This is a genomic window from Caballeronia grimmiae (genome assembly GCF_000698555.1).
Lineage (GTDB): Bacteria > Pseudomonadota > Gammaproteobacteria > Burkholderiales > Burkholderiaceae > Caballeronia > Caballeronia grimmiae.
The window spans coordinates 64,791-81,305 of record NZ_JFHE01000003.1 but is presented as its reverse complement, the minus strand read 5'-3'; the positions used below and the strand labels follow the sequence as shown (position 1 = coordinate 81,305).

General features: G+C 66.6%; 13 protein-coding genes. 8 read left to right on the top strand and 5 right to left on the bottom strand.

The features are described 5' to 3' along the window. The first annotated feature begins 117 nt into the window (after positions 1–117). The 5 genes from trxB to BG57_RS04640 all read left to right on the top strand — a co-directional run bounded on the left by trxB (position 118) and on the right by BG57_RS04640 (position 3,969). Positions 118–1,125: a thioredoxin-disulfide reductase gene (gene trxB, locus BG57_RS04665; RefSeq protein WP_035960576.1), complete on the top strand. Its 1,008-nt coding sequence runs from the start codon at positions 118–120 to the stop codon at positions 1,123–1,125. A 255-nt stretch (positions 1,126–1,380) separates the two neighbouring features. Further along, complete coding sequence (locus BG57_RS04655) at positions 1,381–2,169, top strand: Smr/MutS family protein (RefSeq protein WP_035960574.1); 789 nt, start codon at positions 1,381–1,383, stop codon at positions 2,167–2,169. An 11-nt stretch (positions 2,170–2,180) separates the two neighbouring features. Beyond that, complete coding sequence (locus BG57_RS04650) at positions 2,181–2,801, top strand: trimeric intracellular cation channel family protein (RefSeq protein WP_035960573.1); 621 nt, start codon at positions 2,181–2,183, stop codon at positions 2,799–2,801. A 125-nt stretch (positions 2,802–2,926) separates the two neighbouring features. Continuing rightward, complete coding sequence (locus BG57_RS04645; protein ID WP_035960571.1) at positions 2,927–3,580, top strand: protein-L-isoaspartate O-methyltransferase family protein; 654 nt, start codon at positions 2,927–2,929, stop codon at positions 3,578–3,580. Positions 3,581–3,645: 65 nt separating this feature from the next. Further along, positions 3,646–3,969 carry a rhodanese-like domain-containing protein gene (locus tag BG57_RS04640; protein ID WP_035960570.1) on the top strand — a complete coding sequence of 108 codons (324 nt, stop codon included), beginning with the start codon at positions 3,646–3,648 and terminating at the stop codon, positions 3,967–3,969. On the opposite strand, the gene BG57_RS04635 is transcribed toward BG57_RS04640, so the two are convergent. The 4 genes from BG57_RS04635 to hemC all read right to left on the bottom strand — a co-directional run bounded on the left by BG57_RS04635 (position 3,963) and on the right by hemC (position 10,007). After that, positions 3,963–5,555, bottom strand: a complete 1,593-nt coding sequence (locus BG57_RS04635) for a GDSL-type esterase/lipase family protein (protein ID WP_035960568.1) — start codon at positions 5,553–5,555, stop codon at positions 3,963–3,965. The two genes, BG57_RS04640 and BG57_RS04635, sit on opposite strands and share 7 nt — an antisense overlap. A 161-nt stretch (positions 5,556–5,716) precedes the next feature. Continuing rightward, positions 5,717–6,910 carry a heme biosynthesis protein HemY gene (locus BG57_RS04630; protein ID WP_174447192.1) on the bottom strand — a complete coding sequence of 398 codons (1,194 nt, stop codon included), beginning with the start codon at positions 6,908–6,910 and terminating at the stop codon, positions 5,717–5,719. After that, a complete protein-coding gene (gene hemDX, locus BG57_RS04625; protein WP_035960566.1) occupies positions 6,910–8,973 on the bottom strand; it encodes a fused uroporphyrinogen-III synthase HemD/membrane protein HemX in 2,064 nt (687 codons plus the stop codon). Before hemDX ends, BG57_RS04630 begins: the two co-directional genes overlap by 1 nt. Then, positions 8,973–10,007 (bottom strand): hydroxymethylbilane synthase, encoded by a 1,035-nt coding sequence (hemC, locus tag BG57_RS04620; protein ID WP_052005629.1) that lies wholly within the window; start codon positions 10,005–10,007, stop codon positions 8,973–8,975. The genes hemDX and hemC overlap by 1 nt, the downstream gene beginning before the upstream one ends. Before the next feature lie 280 nt (positions 10,008–10,287). Between hemC and ppc the strand changes: the two genes are divergently transcribed. Then, a complete protein-coding gene (gene ppc, locus BG57_RS04615) occupies positions 10,288–13,290 on the top strand; it encodes a phosphoenolpyruvate carboxylase (protein ID WP_035960565.1) in 3,003 nt (1,000 codons plus the stop codon). 22 nt (positions 13,291–13,312) lie between these two features. Here the strand turns inward: ppc and BG57_RS04610 are convergent, their stop codons facing one another. Beyond that, positions 13,313–14,077 carry a class I SAM-dependent methyltransferase gene (locus tag BG57_RS04610; RefSeq protein ID WP_035960563.1) on the bottom strand — a complete coding sequence of 255 codons (765 nt, stop codon included), beginning with the start codon at positions 14,075–14,077 and terminating at the stop codon, positions 13,313–13,315. A gap of 113 nt (positions 14,078–14,190) precedes the next feature. Between BG57_RS04610 and BG57_RS04605 the strand changes: the two genes are divergently transcribed. Both BG57_RS04605 and argH read left to right on the top strand, forming a co-directional pair. Then, positions 14,191–15,000: a helix-turn-helix transcriptional regulator gene (locus BG57_RS04605; RefSeq protein WP_035960561.1), complete on the top strand. Its 810-nt coding sequence runs from the start codon at positions 14,191–14,193 to the stop codon at positions 14,998–15,000. A 67-nt stretch (positions 15,001–15,067) separates the two neighbouring features. Continuing rightward, positions 15,068–16,471 (top strand): argininosuccinate lyase, encoded by a 1,404-nt coding sequence (gene argH, locus BG57_RS04600; protein ID WP_035960560.1) that lies wholly within the window; start codon positions 15,068–15,070, stop codon positions 16,469–16,471. Positions 16,472–16,515: the final 44 nt, after the last annotated feature.

Here is a 16,515-nt window from a genome sequence, read left to right as displayed (position 1 = left end):
TCGGGGACTTGCATCCAACTACGGGTCATCGGAATGCGACGCGCGCGGGAAGTCGAACTTGCTGCGCTGGCGTCATCCCCTCGGCTTCCGCCAGACCATCAATAACGGACCATCGCCATGTCTTCATCCCAAAGCGCGCCCAAGCACGCCAAAGTGCTGATTCTCGGTTCCGGCCCCGCCGGCTACTCCGCCGCCGTCTATGCGGCGCGCGCGAATTTGTCGCCGCTGCTCGTCACCGGCCTCGCGCAAGGCGGCCAGCTGATGACCACGACCGACGTCGAAAACTGGCCGGGCGATCCCTCGGGCGTGCAGGGTCCGGAACTCATGCAGCGCATGGAAGAACACGCGCGCCGCTTCAACACCGAGATCGTGTTCGACCACATCCATACCGCGAAGCTCAACGAGCGGCCGTTCCGTCTGATCGGCGATTCGGGCGAGTACACCTGCGATTCGCTGATCATCTCGACGGGCGCATCGGCGCAATATCTCGGTGAGGCGTCGGAACAGGCGTTCATGGGCAAGGGCGTGTCCGCGTGCGCGACGTGCGACGGCTTCTTCTATCGCAACGGCGAAGTCGCGGTGATCGGCGGCGGCAATACGGCGGTCGAAGAAGCGCTGTATCTGTCGGGCATCGCGAAGAAGGTGACGGTAATTCACCGCCGCGACAAGTTCCGCGCGGAGCCGATTCTCATCGACCGCCTGCTCGCCAAGGAACAGGAAGGCGTGGTCGACATCAAGTGGAATCACGTGCTCGACGAAGTGCTGGGCGATGAATCCGGCGTCACCGGCCTGCGCGTGAAGCACACGGGCACCGGCGAAACCACCGACATCGCGCTGCAAGGCGTGTTCGTGGCAATTGGCCACAAGCCGAACACCGACCTCTTCACCGGCCAGGTCGAGATGAAGAACGGCTATATCATCACGAAGGGCGGCACCTCGGGCAACGCGACCGCGACGAGCATCCCCGGCGTGTTCGCGGCGGGCGACGTGCAGGATCACATCTACCGTCAGGCGATCACGAGCGCCGGCACCGGCTGTATGGCCGCGCTCGATGCGCAGCGTTACCTCGAAGCCATCGACGAAACGCCCACGCCGCACTCGATGAGCCACGAAAAGGATCGTTGAACGGCAAGCGATACCGCGCGCCGGGCCGCTAAAATGGGATTCGGCGCGCTGCATTCGACGCTTCGCGACGCCGACCACGCCGGCGTTTCGACGACAAAACGGGCCACGGCCCGTTTTTTGTTTCCCGGCACGGCTGCGCGCGTTTCGGCTTCGCGCATGCGACGGCGGCCGCGCCCGTGGCACAATCGGCGCGCCGCGTCGATGCCGTCCTCAGCCGCTTGCTTTTGACCCGCAGCCGACTCTTCTGGCCGAACGATGCCCAAAAATCATCCGCACCCGAAGGAACCGAAAGCCCGCCGCCGGGAAGCGCCGCGCGCCGTCGCGCCCGCGCAGAAGCCGGCCGATCCGCGCGAGGTGTCGGCGGCGGTGAAGCGCGAAGGGCTTGCCGGTCTCGCGTCGCTGAAGACCGCGCTCAAAGCTGACGCGGACCAGCGCCAGGCCCAACGCATCGCGGCAGCGCGGGCCGAGCGCGAGGCGGTCGCCGACGCCGACGATTTTCGCCGCGCGATCGGTGCGGTCGAGCCGCTGAAGACGCCGCCGCGCACGACCGTGCCGCGCGTGCCGCCCTCGCCGCTGCCGCTGCAAAGCCTGCGCGACGAAGAAGCGGTGCTGCAGGAAGCGCTCTCCGACGAATACGATCCCGAAAGTCTGCTCGACATCGACGAAACGCTCTCCTATCACCGGCCGGGCGTGAGTCAGGAAGTCGTGAAGAAACTGCGGCGCGGCGCGTGGATCGTGCAGGCGCAGCTCGATCTGCACGGCATGCGGCGAGAAGAAGCCCGCGAGGCGCTTGCGGAGTTCATCCGCGAATCGGTGAAACGCGGGCTGCGCTGCCTGCGCGTGATTCACGGCAAGGGGCTCGGCTCGATCGGCAAGCATCCCGTGCTGAAGGGCAAGGTGCGCGCGTGGCTCGTGCAGAAGGCCGAAGTGATTGCCTTCTGCCAGGCGCGTCCGCACGACGGCGGCGCGGGGGCCGTGCTCGTGCTGCTGCAACCGGGCGGCACGCCGCGGCATCACAACCATCCACAAGACAAGACCCGCTGAACGGAACGCACGTGCATCCCAGGCTCACGCTCGCCATTTCCATCATGGAGGCGTTCGCGATTTTCGCGTATGCGCTCTCCGGCCTCATCGAAGCGAGGAAGCGCCGGCTCGACGCGGTCGGCGCTTTTCTCGTCGCGCTCGCCACCGCGTTCGGCGGCGGCACCGTGCGCGACGTGCTGCTGTCCCGCCGCCCCTTCTACTGGGTCGAGCATCAGGAATACGTAGTCGCGATCTTCGCGATGGCGATCTTCGCGCCATACTTCCTGCGCGTCACGACGCGTCTATTCGACCAGCGCGCGCTCCTCGTCACCGACGCCATCGGGCTCGGCCTCTTCAGCGTGTCGGGCACCTCCATCGCCCTCGATGCGCAGATGCCCGTCTTCACCGCGACGATGATGGGCGTCACGACCGGCGTGTTCGGCGGCATCATGCGCGACGTGCTGTGCAATGAAATCCCGCTGATCCTGCGCGATTCCCGGCCCTACGCGGTGTGCGCGTTCGCAGGCTGCTGGATCTACATCGGGCTGGAGCAGTTCGCCGTCGAACCGATCTATAACGTGCTGATGTCGACGGCGTTCATCCTCGTCGCGCGGCTCATCACGTTCAAGTTCGATATCCGGCTGCCGCATTAGACCCGCGCGGCGCGGGCGGCGAAAGGCATCGATTTGCTACAATCGCGAAGTCAATCCGCCCCGCTCCGCCGCTTCCCGCCGCGCATCGGGGCGTATGTTCCCGGTCGTCAACACGCACACAGAAAATGAACATCGAGCAAGCGCGTTTCAACATGATCGAGCAACAGATTCGTCCGTGGGATGTGCTGGACCAGGACGTATTGAACCTGCTGTCGATCGTCAAGCGCGAGAACTTCGTTCCCGCCGCCTATCGCAACATCGCTTTCGCGGACCTCGAAATTCCGCTGCCGGGCGGCGAACGCATGCTCGCGCCGAAGATCGAAGCGCGCATCCTGCAGGAACTGGCGGTGAAGAAGACCGAAACGGTCCTCGAAATCGGCGCGGGCTCGGGCTACATGGCGTCGCTGCTCGCACATCGCGGCCGCAGCGTGACGACGGTCGAAATCTCGCCGGAACTGGCTGAATTCGCGAAGCAGAACCTCGCCGCGAATGGCGTGACGAACGCGCAGGTCGTCGAAGGCGACGGCGCGCGCGGCTGGAACGAAGGCGCGCCGTACGACGTCATCTGCGTGTCGGGCGGTCTGCCGATCATGCCGCAGGAATTTCTCGAGCAGCTGAGCATCGGCGGGCGCATTGCGGCGTTCGTCGGCACGGCGCCGGTCATGAAGGCGCAGATCATCACGCGTGTCGACGAAAAGCAGTTCCGCGTGTCCGATGTGTTCGAAACGCTCGTCGCGCCGTTGAAGAACGCGGTGCATCCTTCGCCGTTCAGGTTCTGAACGTCAACCGGTCCGCGGCGCGGCGACACCGCCGCTGCGGATCATCATCGTCCGCTCACGTTCCCATGCAGAATCTCTCCGCTTCCGAACTCGCCGCGTGGCTCGCCGATTCGTCCCGCCCCGCTCCCGTGCTGCTCGACGTGCGCGAACCGTGGGAGCTTCAGACGGCGAAGATGGACAACATCGTGTCCATTCCGATGCGCGACATTCCCGCGCGCAGCGAAGAACTCGACGACGACGCGCAGATCGTCTGCATCTGCCATCACGGCGCGCGCAGCGCCCAGGTCGGCATGTTCCTCGAATCGCGCGGCTTCACGAACATCTTCAATCTGTACGGCGGCATCGACGCGTGGTCGCGTCAGGTCGATCCGTCCGTTCCCACCTACTGAGCCGCTCCGGTCGCCGTGCCGGTCGCCCACACGGGCTTGCCGGCCGTCGAATAGACGACGAGGTTGCCGTCGCGCTGCATGTAGGCGTAGCCGGCTGCATCCGTTTTCGTGCTCTGCCACACGCGTGCGCCGTTGGCGTTGTAGAGCGACAGCGCGCCGTCTTCCGCGAAACGCATCGCGACGCCCGGCTCTCCCGCAGCACTCGACGACCAGATTGCCGCGCCGTTGACCACGATGGCGAGATAACCGTCGCGGCCGAGCGTCAGCGAGAATCGTCCGTCGCACGAAGCGAGCGTCTGCCCGACCAATAGCCCTTCGCCCGGCGCGAGCCGGCCGCAGCCCGACGGCGCACGCACGGCGGGCAAGGCGGCGAACCAGCCGAGATTCGCCGCATCGGCGATGGCTTGCATGCCCGCATCGTTCGGATGCAGATTGTCGCCGCTATTGAACGCTGCCGCGAAGGCACTCGCGCCGATGCCCGCGCCGCCGAGTGCGAGCGCCTGATCGAGCAGGCCATCGCATCCGCTGGATTTATCGCGCAGGAAGGCGTTCACCGCTTGCCGCGTGTTTTCGATGCCGGGCGTCCATCGCGAAACGCCCTGAAACGGCGTGAGCGTCGAGCAGATGATCTTCACGTTCGCGGCGTGCGCTTGCGCGATCAGTTCGCGAAATGCGTCGACGAGCCGCTGGGCGGTCGGCGGATCGCCCCCGATCAGATTGTTCACCGCATCGTCGGACACGATGACCCACTTCACGTTGGCCTGTTGCAGCACGTCGCGGCCGAAGCGCGCGAGGCCCGCCTGGCCCGATGCAGCGCCGTCCGAGAAGAAGTTGTTGCCGCTGATGCCCTGATTCAGCACGCCCACGTTCATGCCCGCGCCGATGAGCCGCCCGGCCAATCGATTCGGCCAGCGCCCGTTCGTGTTCGGCGCCGACGAGAGGCCGTCCGTGATCGATGCACCGAACGTGACGACCGCGCCGGTCGCGCCCGCGTTGACCACATCGACATTGGTCAGGAAGTAATACGATCGCTCGCCCGCCGCATTGGCGACGCCGCCCGCGAACGATGCATCGCCGCTTGCGTCGCCGGGCGCGATATAGACATCCTGCAATCCGGCGACGTGTCCCGTTGAATTCGGCGGCGTCCTCGACGGCACGTGAACGCTCACGGCGATGTCGCCGAGCGTCGGCACCGGGAAGGCGATCGTATCGCTCGACACGGAGCTGCCCGCCGGTATCGTCACGTAGGACTGGCCGTTGAACGTCGCGACGCGATCGGTCGCGGCGACGGTCTGCGCGCCGCTCGCCCGCTGCGCGAGATGCACATTGCCGATGGTCACCGGCTGCGCACCGAAGAGATTGGAGAACCGCAAACGCGCCGCCGTTCCGCCGATGCTCGTGTGCACGATCTGGCGAATCGTCTGATTCTCGAAGCCGGGATCGCTGGTCACGGCGGGCGCGGCGGACCATGTGCCTGTCCATTGCGGCGCGCTTGTCTGCGCAAAAGCGGGCGACGATACGGCGCACGACAGCAAGACACCGAGCGCCCGCGCGGCGACGGTTCGAAGCCTGTTCGGTCTGTTCACTTCGTCTCCTTTAGCCGACTGTCCCGGCGGCTGAATGAGAATAGATCACGCTACGGCGGTCGCGGGCCGTGCGGCAACGAACGGACAGACGCGGAGAAATGAAAAAGCCGCAGGCGCTTCACGCGCCTGCGGCTTTCAAGGACTTCGGCTCGGAATTCGTCTTACACGACGTTCATCGCCAGTGCGCTCGCGCGATAGTGCTCGGCGGCCTTTTCGGCATCGCCGAGTTGCTCGTGCAGACGAGCCAGCGCGCGATGCGTCCGAATCTTCAGCGGTTCGTTATCGGCCAGCTTCAGCGCCGATTCGAGGAACGCCTGCGCCTTGCCCCACAACTGCTGATGCAAGCAGAGCCTGCCGAGCGTGAAGAGCAGATCCGCGTCCTCGGTGCGTTCCTTCTGCCACGCTTCGGCGCGCTGGATCAGCGGGACCGCGTCGCCGCCGACGATGCAATCCGGATAACGCCGCAACAGGCGCGCGTCCCAGTTATGCGCGAGCGCGTCTTCGACGATCTTTTTCGCTTCGGCACGGCGATCGAGCGCGATCAGCAGTTCGGCGGCAAGATCGGCGAGACGCGGCGACTGGCGCTCCGTCACCGACAGCGACTGCCAGAATTCGAGCAGCGCGTCGGGATTGTGCCGGCGATCGCGCAACAGATTCTCCGCCGCAACCTGACGCAGCCGCACCGCGACCGCCGGATGCAGCGCCTCGCGCTTCTCCAGCATCCGCACGAGCTTGAGCACTTCGCCCCAGTTCTTCAACTGCTGCTGGGCGCGCAACGCTATCTGCTGCGCGTGGATGCGCCGGCCGCCCTGCGCCTGCATTTCCGTCAACGCGACGAGCGCGCCGTCCGCGTCGCGGCCATCGGCGCGCATGTCGGCGGTGGCCATGAGGCGGGCATCCTGCCAGTCGGCGCCGGTGACGTGCGTGAGCCATTCGTCGCGGCGCGCGTATTCATGCAGCCGATGCGCCGCGTGCGCCCCGACGAGACCCGCGGCGCCCTTGTTGGCATCGACGGAAAGCGCATCGCGGGCGGCTTTCTCCGCCTTCGAGAAGCGGCCCGCGTACAGATGGCCGATGGCGTCGCGCAAGGACGCATTCGCCTTTGCAAGACGGCTGCGCGCCCGGTATGCGGCGACGCGCTCCGGCATTTTCCACACGCCGCGCGCCGCGCGAATCAGCGCATACAGCACGATGAACAGCACGACGAGCGCCACCGCGAACAGGTTCAGCGACAGGTCCACGCGATACGGCGGCACCACGAACAGAACCTGTCCGCCGTTGAAACCGCCGACCGTCGCGACGATCACCGCGACCGCGAACAGCAGCGCGAGCCAGATGAGTCCACGAATCGTCATCATCCGCCTCGCTTGAACTGGTGCACGGCGGCGAGGCTCGCGTTCAGGTTCGGCACGGCGAGCGCTAGCGACGCCTGTTCGACCTGCTTCACGAGCTCGCGCACGGCCTGCACTTTCTTCGACGACGGATCGAAGTAGCGGGCCAGCGACGCGTCGGCGGCCTGGAGATCGGACTTGAGCGTCGGTTCGCTGCGCGACAGCAAGGACAGACGCGCGGACAACAGCCGCAGCTTCACGTTCTCGCGCACGAAGTAGCCCTGATCGGGCGACGTGAGCATGGCGTCGGCGTTGTCGATGCGCCGCACCGACACGAGACTCGCCAGCTGCTGCCCGATGCCGGTCGTGATCTGCCGCCACAGCACCTTCCAGCGCGGCTCGCCGGTGGCCGCCGCGATCGACGCGCTATCGGCGGGCGTCGCGGCCTGTGCGCGCGCACGCTCGATCGGCGCTTCGCCTGCTAGCGGCAGCCCGTCGATCTGTTCGATGGCGGTATCGAGCTTGATGGCGAGGCCGGTGAGATCGGTCGTCGGCGCGGCTTTCAGCTTGTCCATGTCCTGCGCGATGGCCTTGCGAATGGACACCACTTGCGGGCCGGTCGTCGCGGCGAGGCGCGTGTCGGCGCTCTCGAGCGCGAACAGCGCGAGCTGCACGTTGCCGGTCAGTTGCAGCTGCTGGCTCGCGCTCGACAGAATCTGCTCGACTTCGGCCAGCGTCCAGTCGTCGCGATTGCTCGCGAGGTCCTGATACTGCTGCTGCAACGCCTGGCTGTGCGCTTCGGCATCGTTGAGCTTGCCTTGCAACTGGATGATCTGCGTGTTGAGCGCGCCGGTTGCGTTCGCGGCCTGTTCGGCCTTCGCGCGCAAATCGGCGTTTTGCGCATCGGCCTGCGCGACGCGCTGCGTCAGTTGTTGTTCCTTGCGGTCGACCTTGCGGTTCAGCGCGTAACCGCCCGCGCCCGCGGCAATCGCCACGATGGCGACGACGAACCACAACAATACGGTGCCCGCGTTGCCCCGCCGCTTCTGCTGCTCGTAGGGCGTGAACGGCGTATTGGGAGGCAGCGGCGGTGTCACGTTCGGCTGAGGTGAAGCTTTCTTGGAATCGTTCGAATCAGTCATGCGTGATTGAGCCGGTTGATGGGCCGGTGAGTTGTCCGGCGAATGGGCCGGTGCGTTGTCCGTCGATACAGCCGCCGATGACGGCGTCGATGATCCCGCGCTACGCGGCTGCGCGGCGGCATCCTGCGGAAACAGGGTTTCCAGCGCCTCCACGATGCGCTCATCGCCGGCGCCGGACACCGTAATCCTATCAAAACCCGTCTGGCGCGCGGCTTCGGCGATGCGCGGATGCGGGCAGAGCACCGGCGCACGCTTCAGCCGGGCGATCTCGTCGGCGGTGAGATGCTCGCGTGCGAGTTCGTCGAGATTGCGTACGCCTTCCGAACTGGTCAGCAGCCACGCGTGCGGTTCGCCGGCGAGCAGCGTGTGGATGCGCTCCCACTTCTGCATCGACGGCTCCGGCAACAGACGCCGGTACGCCGCCGCTTTCTCGACGCGCGCGCCCGCTTCCGCGAGGCGGTCGGCGAGCCACTCGCGCCCGCCGTCGCCGCGCACGATGAGCACGCGCTTGCCTTCGAGTCCGTTCGCGCCGAAGTGCGCTTCGATGGCTGCGTAGAGCGCCTCGGAATCGAAACGCGGATCGGCATGCTCCGCCGATGGACTGATCACGCGATGCCCCGGCGCGCTCACGCCTTGCCGCGCGAGCGCCGCGACGCTGCCCGGCCCGACTACCGCCACCGGCACGTCCGCCGGCCACGGCGCGAACAGGCGGCCGAACGCGTGATCGATGGCGTTCGGGGAAACGAACACGACGAGCGCGTAACGCTCGGGGCCGTAGAGTTCGTCGAGGGCGGCGCGCAGCGGGGCGTCGTCGGCGACGGGGGCAATGTCGATTAGCGGAAATTCGAACGCATCGAACTGCGCGCGATGAAGCCGCTCGATGAGCCCCAACGACTGCCCGGCCGGCCGCGTAATGACGACGGTGGCGCGGCGCTGGCTCGCCATCAGGACGGGTCCGCCGCCGACGGCGGCACTCGGTCGTCCCGCGCCGGGGCCGCGTTGGGCGCGTCGGCGCGGCTCATCGTCGAGAGCGCGTTGACGATGTCCATCGCGCCTTGCGCCTCCAGGTCCGCCGACACGCGCTGGCCGAGCGCGAGCGCACCCGCGAGATCGGGCGCGCGCACGTGCTCTTCGGCGCGCAGCACGCGCTTGCCATCGGGCAGCGATACCGCGCCGCGCAGATAGAGCGCGTCGTCACGCCAATGCGCGTACGCGGCGAGCGGCACTTCGCAGCTTCCGCCGAGCGCCCGCGACACCGCGCGTTCCGCTTCGACGGCGAGCGCGGTCGCTTCATCGTGCAGCGGCTGGAGCCACGCGGCGAGATCGGCGCGGTCCGCGCGAATCTCGATGCCGAGCGCGCCCTGACCGGCAGCCGGCAGACTCTCCGACGCATCGAGCAACGCGCGGATGCGCCCTTCCATGCCGAGCCGCTTGAGTCCCGCCGCCGCGAGAATGATGGCTGCATAGTCGCCGCGATCCAGCTTGCCGAGGCGCGTATCCAGATTGCCGCGCAACGGCCGCACTTCGAGATGCGGGAAGCGCGCGCGGATCATCGCTTCGCGGCGCAGGCTCGACGTGCCGACGACGCTGCCCGCCGGCAATTCCGCCAGCGATGCGTAATGCGGCGACACGAAGGCATCGCGCGGATCTTCGCGTTCGAGAATCGCGCCGAGCGTGAAGCCGTCGGGCAATCGCATCGGCACGTCCTTCAGCGAATGCACGGCCAGATCGGCGCGGCCTTCGGCGAGCGCGGCTTCGAGTTCCTTGACGAAGAGGCCCTTGCCGCCGACTTTGGACAGCGTGCGATCCAGAATCTGATCGCCGCGCGTCGTCATTCCGAGAATTTTGACGTCGCAAGATGGATATAATTTGTGCAGCGCACACCGCACGTGCTCGGCCTGCCACATGGCGAGCCGGCTTTCCCTCGACGCGATGATGAGCGTGGCGGGCGGTGTCGTTGAATGCGTCTCGGAATTCATTGATGCTCGATCGAATGACGGGATGAAATAACGAATAATGGTAGCACGCACGCCAGGGTCCATTTGGCGCGGGCGGCACGCCGGAGCCTTGTCTGGTGCGCCTTTCCGAGCGCCTGCGAGGTCGGCGCCGTGCGTGGCCGCGGCACGGGGAGACACGTGCGCCGCCACACCGCGCTTCGAGCACGTCCGCTTTCGCTGATCCGCATGACACGCCCAGGACGCCGGCCCCGGCCGCCGCGTCTGCCGATGTTCTCTGGCTTGCATCAAAGAGGAATCCAACGTGACGTCTTCCGCATCGGCCCGCCCGGCCAGCAGCAACGGCGCATTGCCTGACTCATCCTCTGACGCGCCGCTCGCGTTCGAGGCGAAGCCATCGAAGAAAGCGGACCCCGTGACGCCGCGCAAGAAGCCGAAGGCCGACGCCGTCATCGACGAAACGTCCGCCGAACGCGCGAAGCCCACGAACCGCGCCCGCGACGACAAGGACCGCCCGCTCTTCGAGGACATCCGCTTTCTCGGCCGGCTGCTCGGTGAAGTGTTGCGCGAGCAGGAAGGCGACGCCGTGTTCGACATGGTCGAGACCATCCGTCAGACCGCCGTGAAATTCCGCCGCGAAGACGATGTCGATGCGTCGCAGGCGCTGGAAAAACGCCTGCGCGCGCTGTCGCCGGAGCAGACGGTGAGCGTCGTGCGCGCGTTCAGCTATTTCTCGCACCTGGCGAATATCGCGGAAGACCGGCATCACAACCGCCGGCGGCGCATTCACGCGCTCGCGGGCACCGCGCCGCGTCCCGGCGCAATCGCCTATGCCATCGAGCGGATGCGCGAACAGAAGAACGTCAGCGCGACGCGCAAGTTGCTGCAGAAGTTCTTCGACGACGCGCTGATCGTCCCCGTCCTCACCGCGCATCCGACCGAAGTGCAGCGCAAGAGCATTCTGGATGCGCAGCACGACATCGCCCGGCTGCTCGCCGAGCGCGATCAGGAACTGACCGCCCGCGAACGTGCGCGGAACGAAGCGGTGCTGCGCGCACGGGTGACGTCGCTGTGGCAGACGCGCATGCTGCGCGACGCGCGGCTGACCGTTGCCGATGAGATCGAGAACGCGCTGTCCTACTATCGCGCGACCTTTCTGCAGGAAATTCCCGCGCTTTACGCCGATATCGAAGCCGCGCTCGCCGAGCACGGCCTGCCCGCGCGCCTGCCGCCGTTCTTCCAGATGGGAAGCTGGATCGGCGGCGACCGCGACGGCAATCCGAACGTCACCGCCGAGACGCTCGAAAACGCGATCACCCGGCAGGCGACCGTCATCTTCGAACACTATCTCGAAGAAGTGCACAAGCTGGGCGCGGAGTTGTCGGTGTCGGAGCTGCTGTCCGGATCGAGCGCGGCGCTGCAGGCACTCGCCGATGCGTCGCCGGACCGCTCGCCGCATCGCACGGACGAGCCGTACCGCCGGGCGCTGATCGGCATCTACACGCGGCTCGCCGCGAGCGCGCGCGTGCGGCTCGGCGAGGGCGCGGTGTCCGTGCGCAGCGCGGGACGCGGCGCGACGCCGATCCGCGCGACGCCCTACGCCGACGCCGCCGAGTTCACGCGCGATCTGCACGTGCTGATCGATTCGCTCGCGGAGCATCACGGCGCGTCCCTGTCGTCGCTGCGCCTGTCGCCGCTCGCGCGGGCATCTGAAGTGTTCGGCTTCCATCTCGCGAGCATCGATCTGCGGCAGAGTTCGGACATCCACGAAGCCGTCGTCGCGGAACTGCTGTCGCGCGGCGGCGTCGAGCAGGACTACGCGGCGCTTTCGGAGGAAGACAAGCGCCGCGTGCTGTTGAAGGAACTGGCGCAGCCGCGTCCGCTGCGTCTGCCCTATGCGCGCTATTCCGATCTCGCGACGAGCGAACTCGGCGTGCTCGAAGCGGCGCGCGTGACCCGCGAGAAATTCGGCGCGCGCGCCGTGCGCAACTACATCATTTCCCACACGGAAACCGTCAGCGACCTGCTGGAAGTGATGCTGCTGCAGAAGGAAACCGGCGTCCTGCAAGGCTGTCTCGGCAGCGACGACGATCCCGCGCGCGATGGCCTCATGGTGATTCCGCTCTTCGAGACGATCGCGGACTTGCGCAATGCGCCCGTCATCATGGGCGATCTCTTCTCGCTGCCGGGCGTCGATGCGCTCATCGAGAATCAGGGCGGCGAGCAGGAAGTCATGCTGGGCTATTCGGACAGCAACAAGGACGGCGGCTTCCTCACGTCGAACTGGGAGCTGTATCGCGCGGAACTGGCGCTCGTCGCGTTGTTCAAGCAGCGGCGCACGACGCTCAGGCTGTTCCACGGGCGTGGCGGCACCGTCGGACGCGGCGGCGGCCCGACCTATCAGGCGATCCTGTCGCAGCCGCCCGGCACCGTCGACGGCCAGATTCGCCTGACCGAGCAAGGCGAAGTCATCGCGAGCAAGTTCGGCAATCCGGAAATCGGGCGGCGCAATCTGGAAACGGTCGTCGCCGCGACGCTGGAAGCCACGCTCCTGCCGCACGAAAACGCCCCTGCCGATTTGCCGAAGTTCGAAGCAACCATGCAGACGCTTTCCGATGCGGCGATGTCCGCATATCGCGCGCTCGTCTACGAGACGCCCGGCTTCACCGATTACTTCTTCTCGTCGACGCCGATTGCGGAAATCGCGGAGCTGAACATCGGCAGCCGGCCGGCGTCGCGCAAGCTGCAGGACCCGAAGCATCGCAAGATCGAGGATTTGCGCGCGATTCCGTGGGGCTTCTCATGGGGACAGTGCCGCTTGCTGCTGACGGGCTGGTACGGCTTCGGCAGCGCGGTCACGGCCTATCTGGATCAGGCCGCATCCGACGCCGACCGCACGAAGCGCCTCGCCACGCTGCGCAAGATGCACAAGACGTGGCCGTTCTTTCAGAACCTGCTGTCGAACATGGACATGGTGCTCGCGAAAACCGATCTCGCGGTGGCCTCGCGCTATGCGCAGCTCGTCAGCGACAAGAAGCTGCGCAAGCTCGTGTTCGAGCGGATCGTCGCCGAACACGAGCGCACCTGCCGCGTGCTCGGGGAAATCACCGGCAAGAGCGAGCGGCTTGCCGACAACCCGCTGCTCGCGCGCTCGATCAAGAACCGCTTCCCGTATCTCGATCCGCTGAATCACCTGCAAGTGGAACTGCTCAAGCGTCATCGTTCGGGAGACCAGAACGTGCGGCTGCGGCGCGGCATTCATTTGACGATCAACGGGATCGCGGCAGGCTTGCGCAATACCGGCTGACGATCCCGCCGGGGCGAACGCGTCAGTTGCGGCGCTTCGCCTCGATCATCAACGCGTCCAGTTCGAACGAGCAGTCGTCCTGCACGCTGAAGTACTGGCGCACTTCGTCGGGGGCGCTCGTCCACATCGAGCGGATCGCGGTCACGCGCTCCGGCGGCGTGCGCATCCGCGCTACCCACGCTTCGAATTCCAGCGGAATGCGCCAGCGCTCGGTCACCTGCGCGTCGAAGCCGGCTGCGTCGAGCATCGCGATCCACTCGTTTGCGCGATAGTCGCGAATGTGCGACGCGTCGCGCAGCAATTCGATCGCCTGGATATGCGTGTCGTAAAGCGGATCGTCGATGCCCGCAATATCGATGAACTTCAGCCGCCCGCCCGGCTTCAGCACGCGATGCGCTTCCCGGAGCGCGCGCGGCACGTCGCGCCAGTGATGCGCGCTCATGCGGCTCACGGCCCAGTTGAACGATGCATCGTCGAACGGCAGCGTCTCGGCGGCGCCCTGCTGCGTGCGGATCGTCGCGAGGCCGCGTTCCTTCGCGGCGGCATCGACCGTGGCGAGCATCTGCGGCGCGATGTCGTACGCCACCACTTCCCGCACATGCGGGGCGATCGCAAAGCTCGCGTGGCCCGCGCCGCAGCCCATGTCGAGCACCGTCGCGTTGCCGCACGTGGCCGCGAAGGTCGCGGCGAGATTCTGCAAGTCCGCGCCGGTCGCGTGAACCTGGCTCGTGAGATACGCGGCGGCGGTCGAGCCAAAGGCGTCGGCGACCTGTTCGTGGTGTTTCATCGTGGGCTCCGTTTTGTCGTCGGCTGAAGTGCCTGCCGCTACAATAGAGCCCGCCTGGTACCAGTACAAGTTGAGTAGATATTCTGGTATCGGAACCACCTGTCGAAGTCTGAATGAACGCTGAGAAAAACTCTTCCGAGCCGTTGCCCGAGACGCCTGCCCGCGCACTCGGCGATTTCATCCGCACGCATCGCGAACGCCTGTCGCCGCTCGCCGTCGGCTTGCCGCCGGGACCGCGCCGCCGCACGCCCGGGCTGCGGCGCGAGGAAGTCGCGCAGCTCTGCGGCGTGAGCCCGACGTGGTACACGTGGATCGAGCAGGGCCGCCCGGTGTCCGCTTCCGCCGACGCCCTCGCGCGCATCGCGGTCGCGCTGCAACTGTCGCGGGCGGAGCGGGCTTACCTGTTCGAGCTCGCCGCCCAGCGCGATCCCGCCGAGCCCGATCCCGCCGCGCAGGACGTGCCGGCCGCGCTGCTGCAGACGGTTGGGCTGATCGGCGCGCCCGCCTACGTGCTCGACCGCCAGTGGAATGCGCTGCGCTGGAACGCGCCCGCCGCCGAGCTGTTCGTCGGCTGGCTCGACGGCGAGCACGACCGCAATCTGCTGGCGTACACGTTCACGTCGATGGCCGCGCGGGAATTGATCGTCGATTGGGAAACGCGCGCGCGGCGGCTCGCCGCCGAATTTCGCGCCGATTCCATCCGTCACCTGAACGACCCGCCCACGCGCGCGCTGATCGATTCGCTGACAGCCGCCAGCGATGCCTTCGCGCGTTACTGGGCCTCGCAGGACGTCTTCGAGCGCGAAGGCGGCGAGCGCGCGTTTCAGCATCCGGTGCGCGGGCGCATCGTTTTCAATCAGATCACGTTCAAGCCCGCGCATCGCGAGGATCTGAAGCTGGTGATTCTGGTCGGGTCGGAATAGTCCCGAATGTTAAAATCTTCGTCTTCCGGCTTGACGCAAAGCCGCTCCAACCGCTGACAACATCACCATGACGTCCCAACTCCACAAAAAAGGCGAAGCCTGGTCGGCTCGCTTCTCCGAGCCGATGTCGGAGCTCGTCAAGCGCTATACGTCGTCGGTGTTTTTCGACAAGCGGCTTGCGCTCGTCGACATTCAAGGCTCGCTCGCGCACGCATCCATGCTCGCCGCGCAGAAAATCATCAGCGCCGATGACCTCGCGGCCATCGAGCGCGGCATGGCGCAGATCAAGGGCGAAATCGAGCGCGGCGAATTCGAGTGGAAGCTGGACCTGGAAGACGTGCACCTGAACATCGAGGCGCGCCTGACGGCGTTGATCGGCGATGCCGGCAAGCGCCTGCACACCGGCCGCTCGCGCAACGATCAGGTCGCGACCGACATCCGCCTGTGGCTGCGCGGCGAGATCGACCGCATCGGCGGCCTGCTGACGGACCTGCGCGGCGCGCTCATCGACATGGCCGAGAAGCATGCCGACACGATCATGCCCGGCTTCACGCATTTGCAGGTCGCGCAGCCGGTGACGTTCGGGCATCACCTGCTCGCCTACGTCGAGATGTTCGCCCGCGATGCCGAACGCATGCGCGATTGCCGCAAGCGCTTGAATCGCCTGCCGCTCGGCGCGGCGGCGCTCGCGGGGACGAGTTATCCGATCGACCGTCAAGCGGTAGCGGCGTCGCTCGGCTTCGACGGCATTTGCGCCAATTCGCTGGACGCCGTGTCCGACCGCGACTTCGCGATCGAATTCACGGCGGCGGCCGCGCTCGTGATGACGCACGTGTCGCGCTTCTCGGAAGAACTGGTGCTGTGGATGAGCCCGCGCGTGGGCTTCATCGATCTCGCGGATCGCTTCTGCACCGGCTCGTCGATCATGCCGCAGAAAAAAAATCCCGATGTGCCCGAACTGGCACGCGGAAAGACGGGTCGCGTGAACGGGCACCTGATGGCGCTGCTGACGCTGATGAAGGGCCAGCCGCTCGCGTACAACAAGGACAATCAGGAAGACAAGGAACCGCTCTTCGATACGGTCGATACCGTCGCCGATACGCTGCGTATCTTCTCGGAGATGGCGGCGGGCATCACGGTCAAGCCGCAAGCGATGCGCGCCGCGGCGCTGCAAGGCTTCTCGACGGCCACCGATCTCGCGGACTATCTCGTGAAGCGCGGCCTGCCCTTCCGCGACGCGCACGAAGCCGTCGCGCACGCGGTGCGCATCTGTGACGATCGCGGCTGCGATCTCGCGGACCTGTCGCTAGACGCGATGCGCATCGAGTTGCCGAACGTCGCGCATCTGATCGGCGAAGACGTGTTCAGCTATCTGACGCTCGAAGGCTCGGTCGCGAGCCGCAATCATCCGGGCGGAACCGCGCCGGACCAGGTGCGCGCGGCGGCGAAGGCTGCGCGGGCGGCGCTCTGAACGCGCGCTTGCATCGAAGCATTGCATGAAGGGCCGTCGGATTC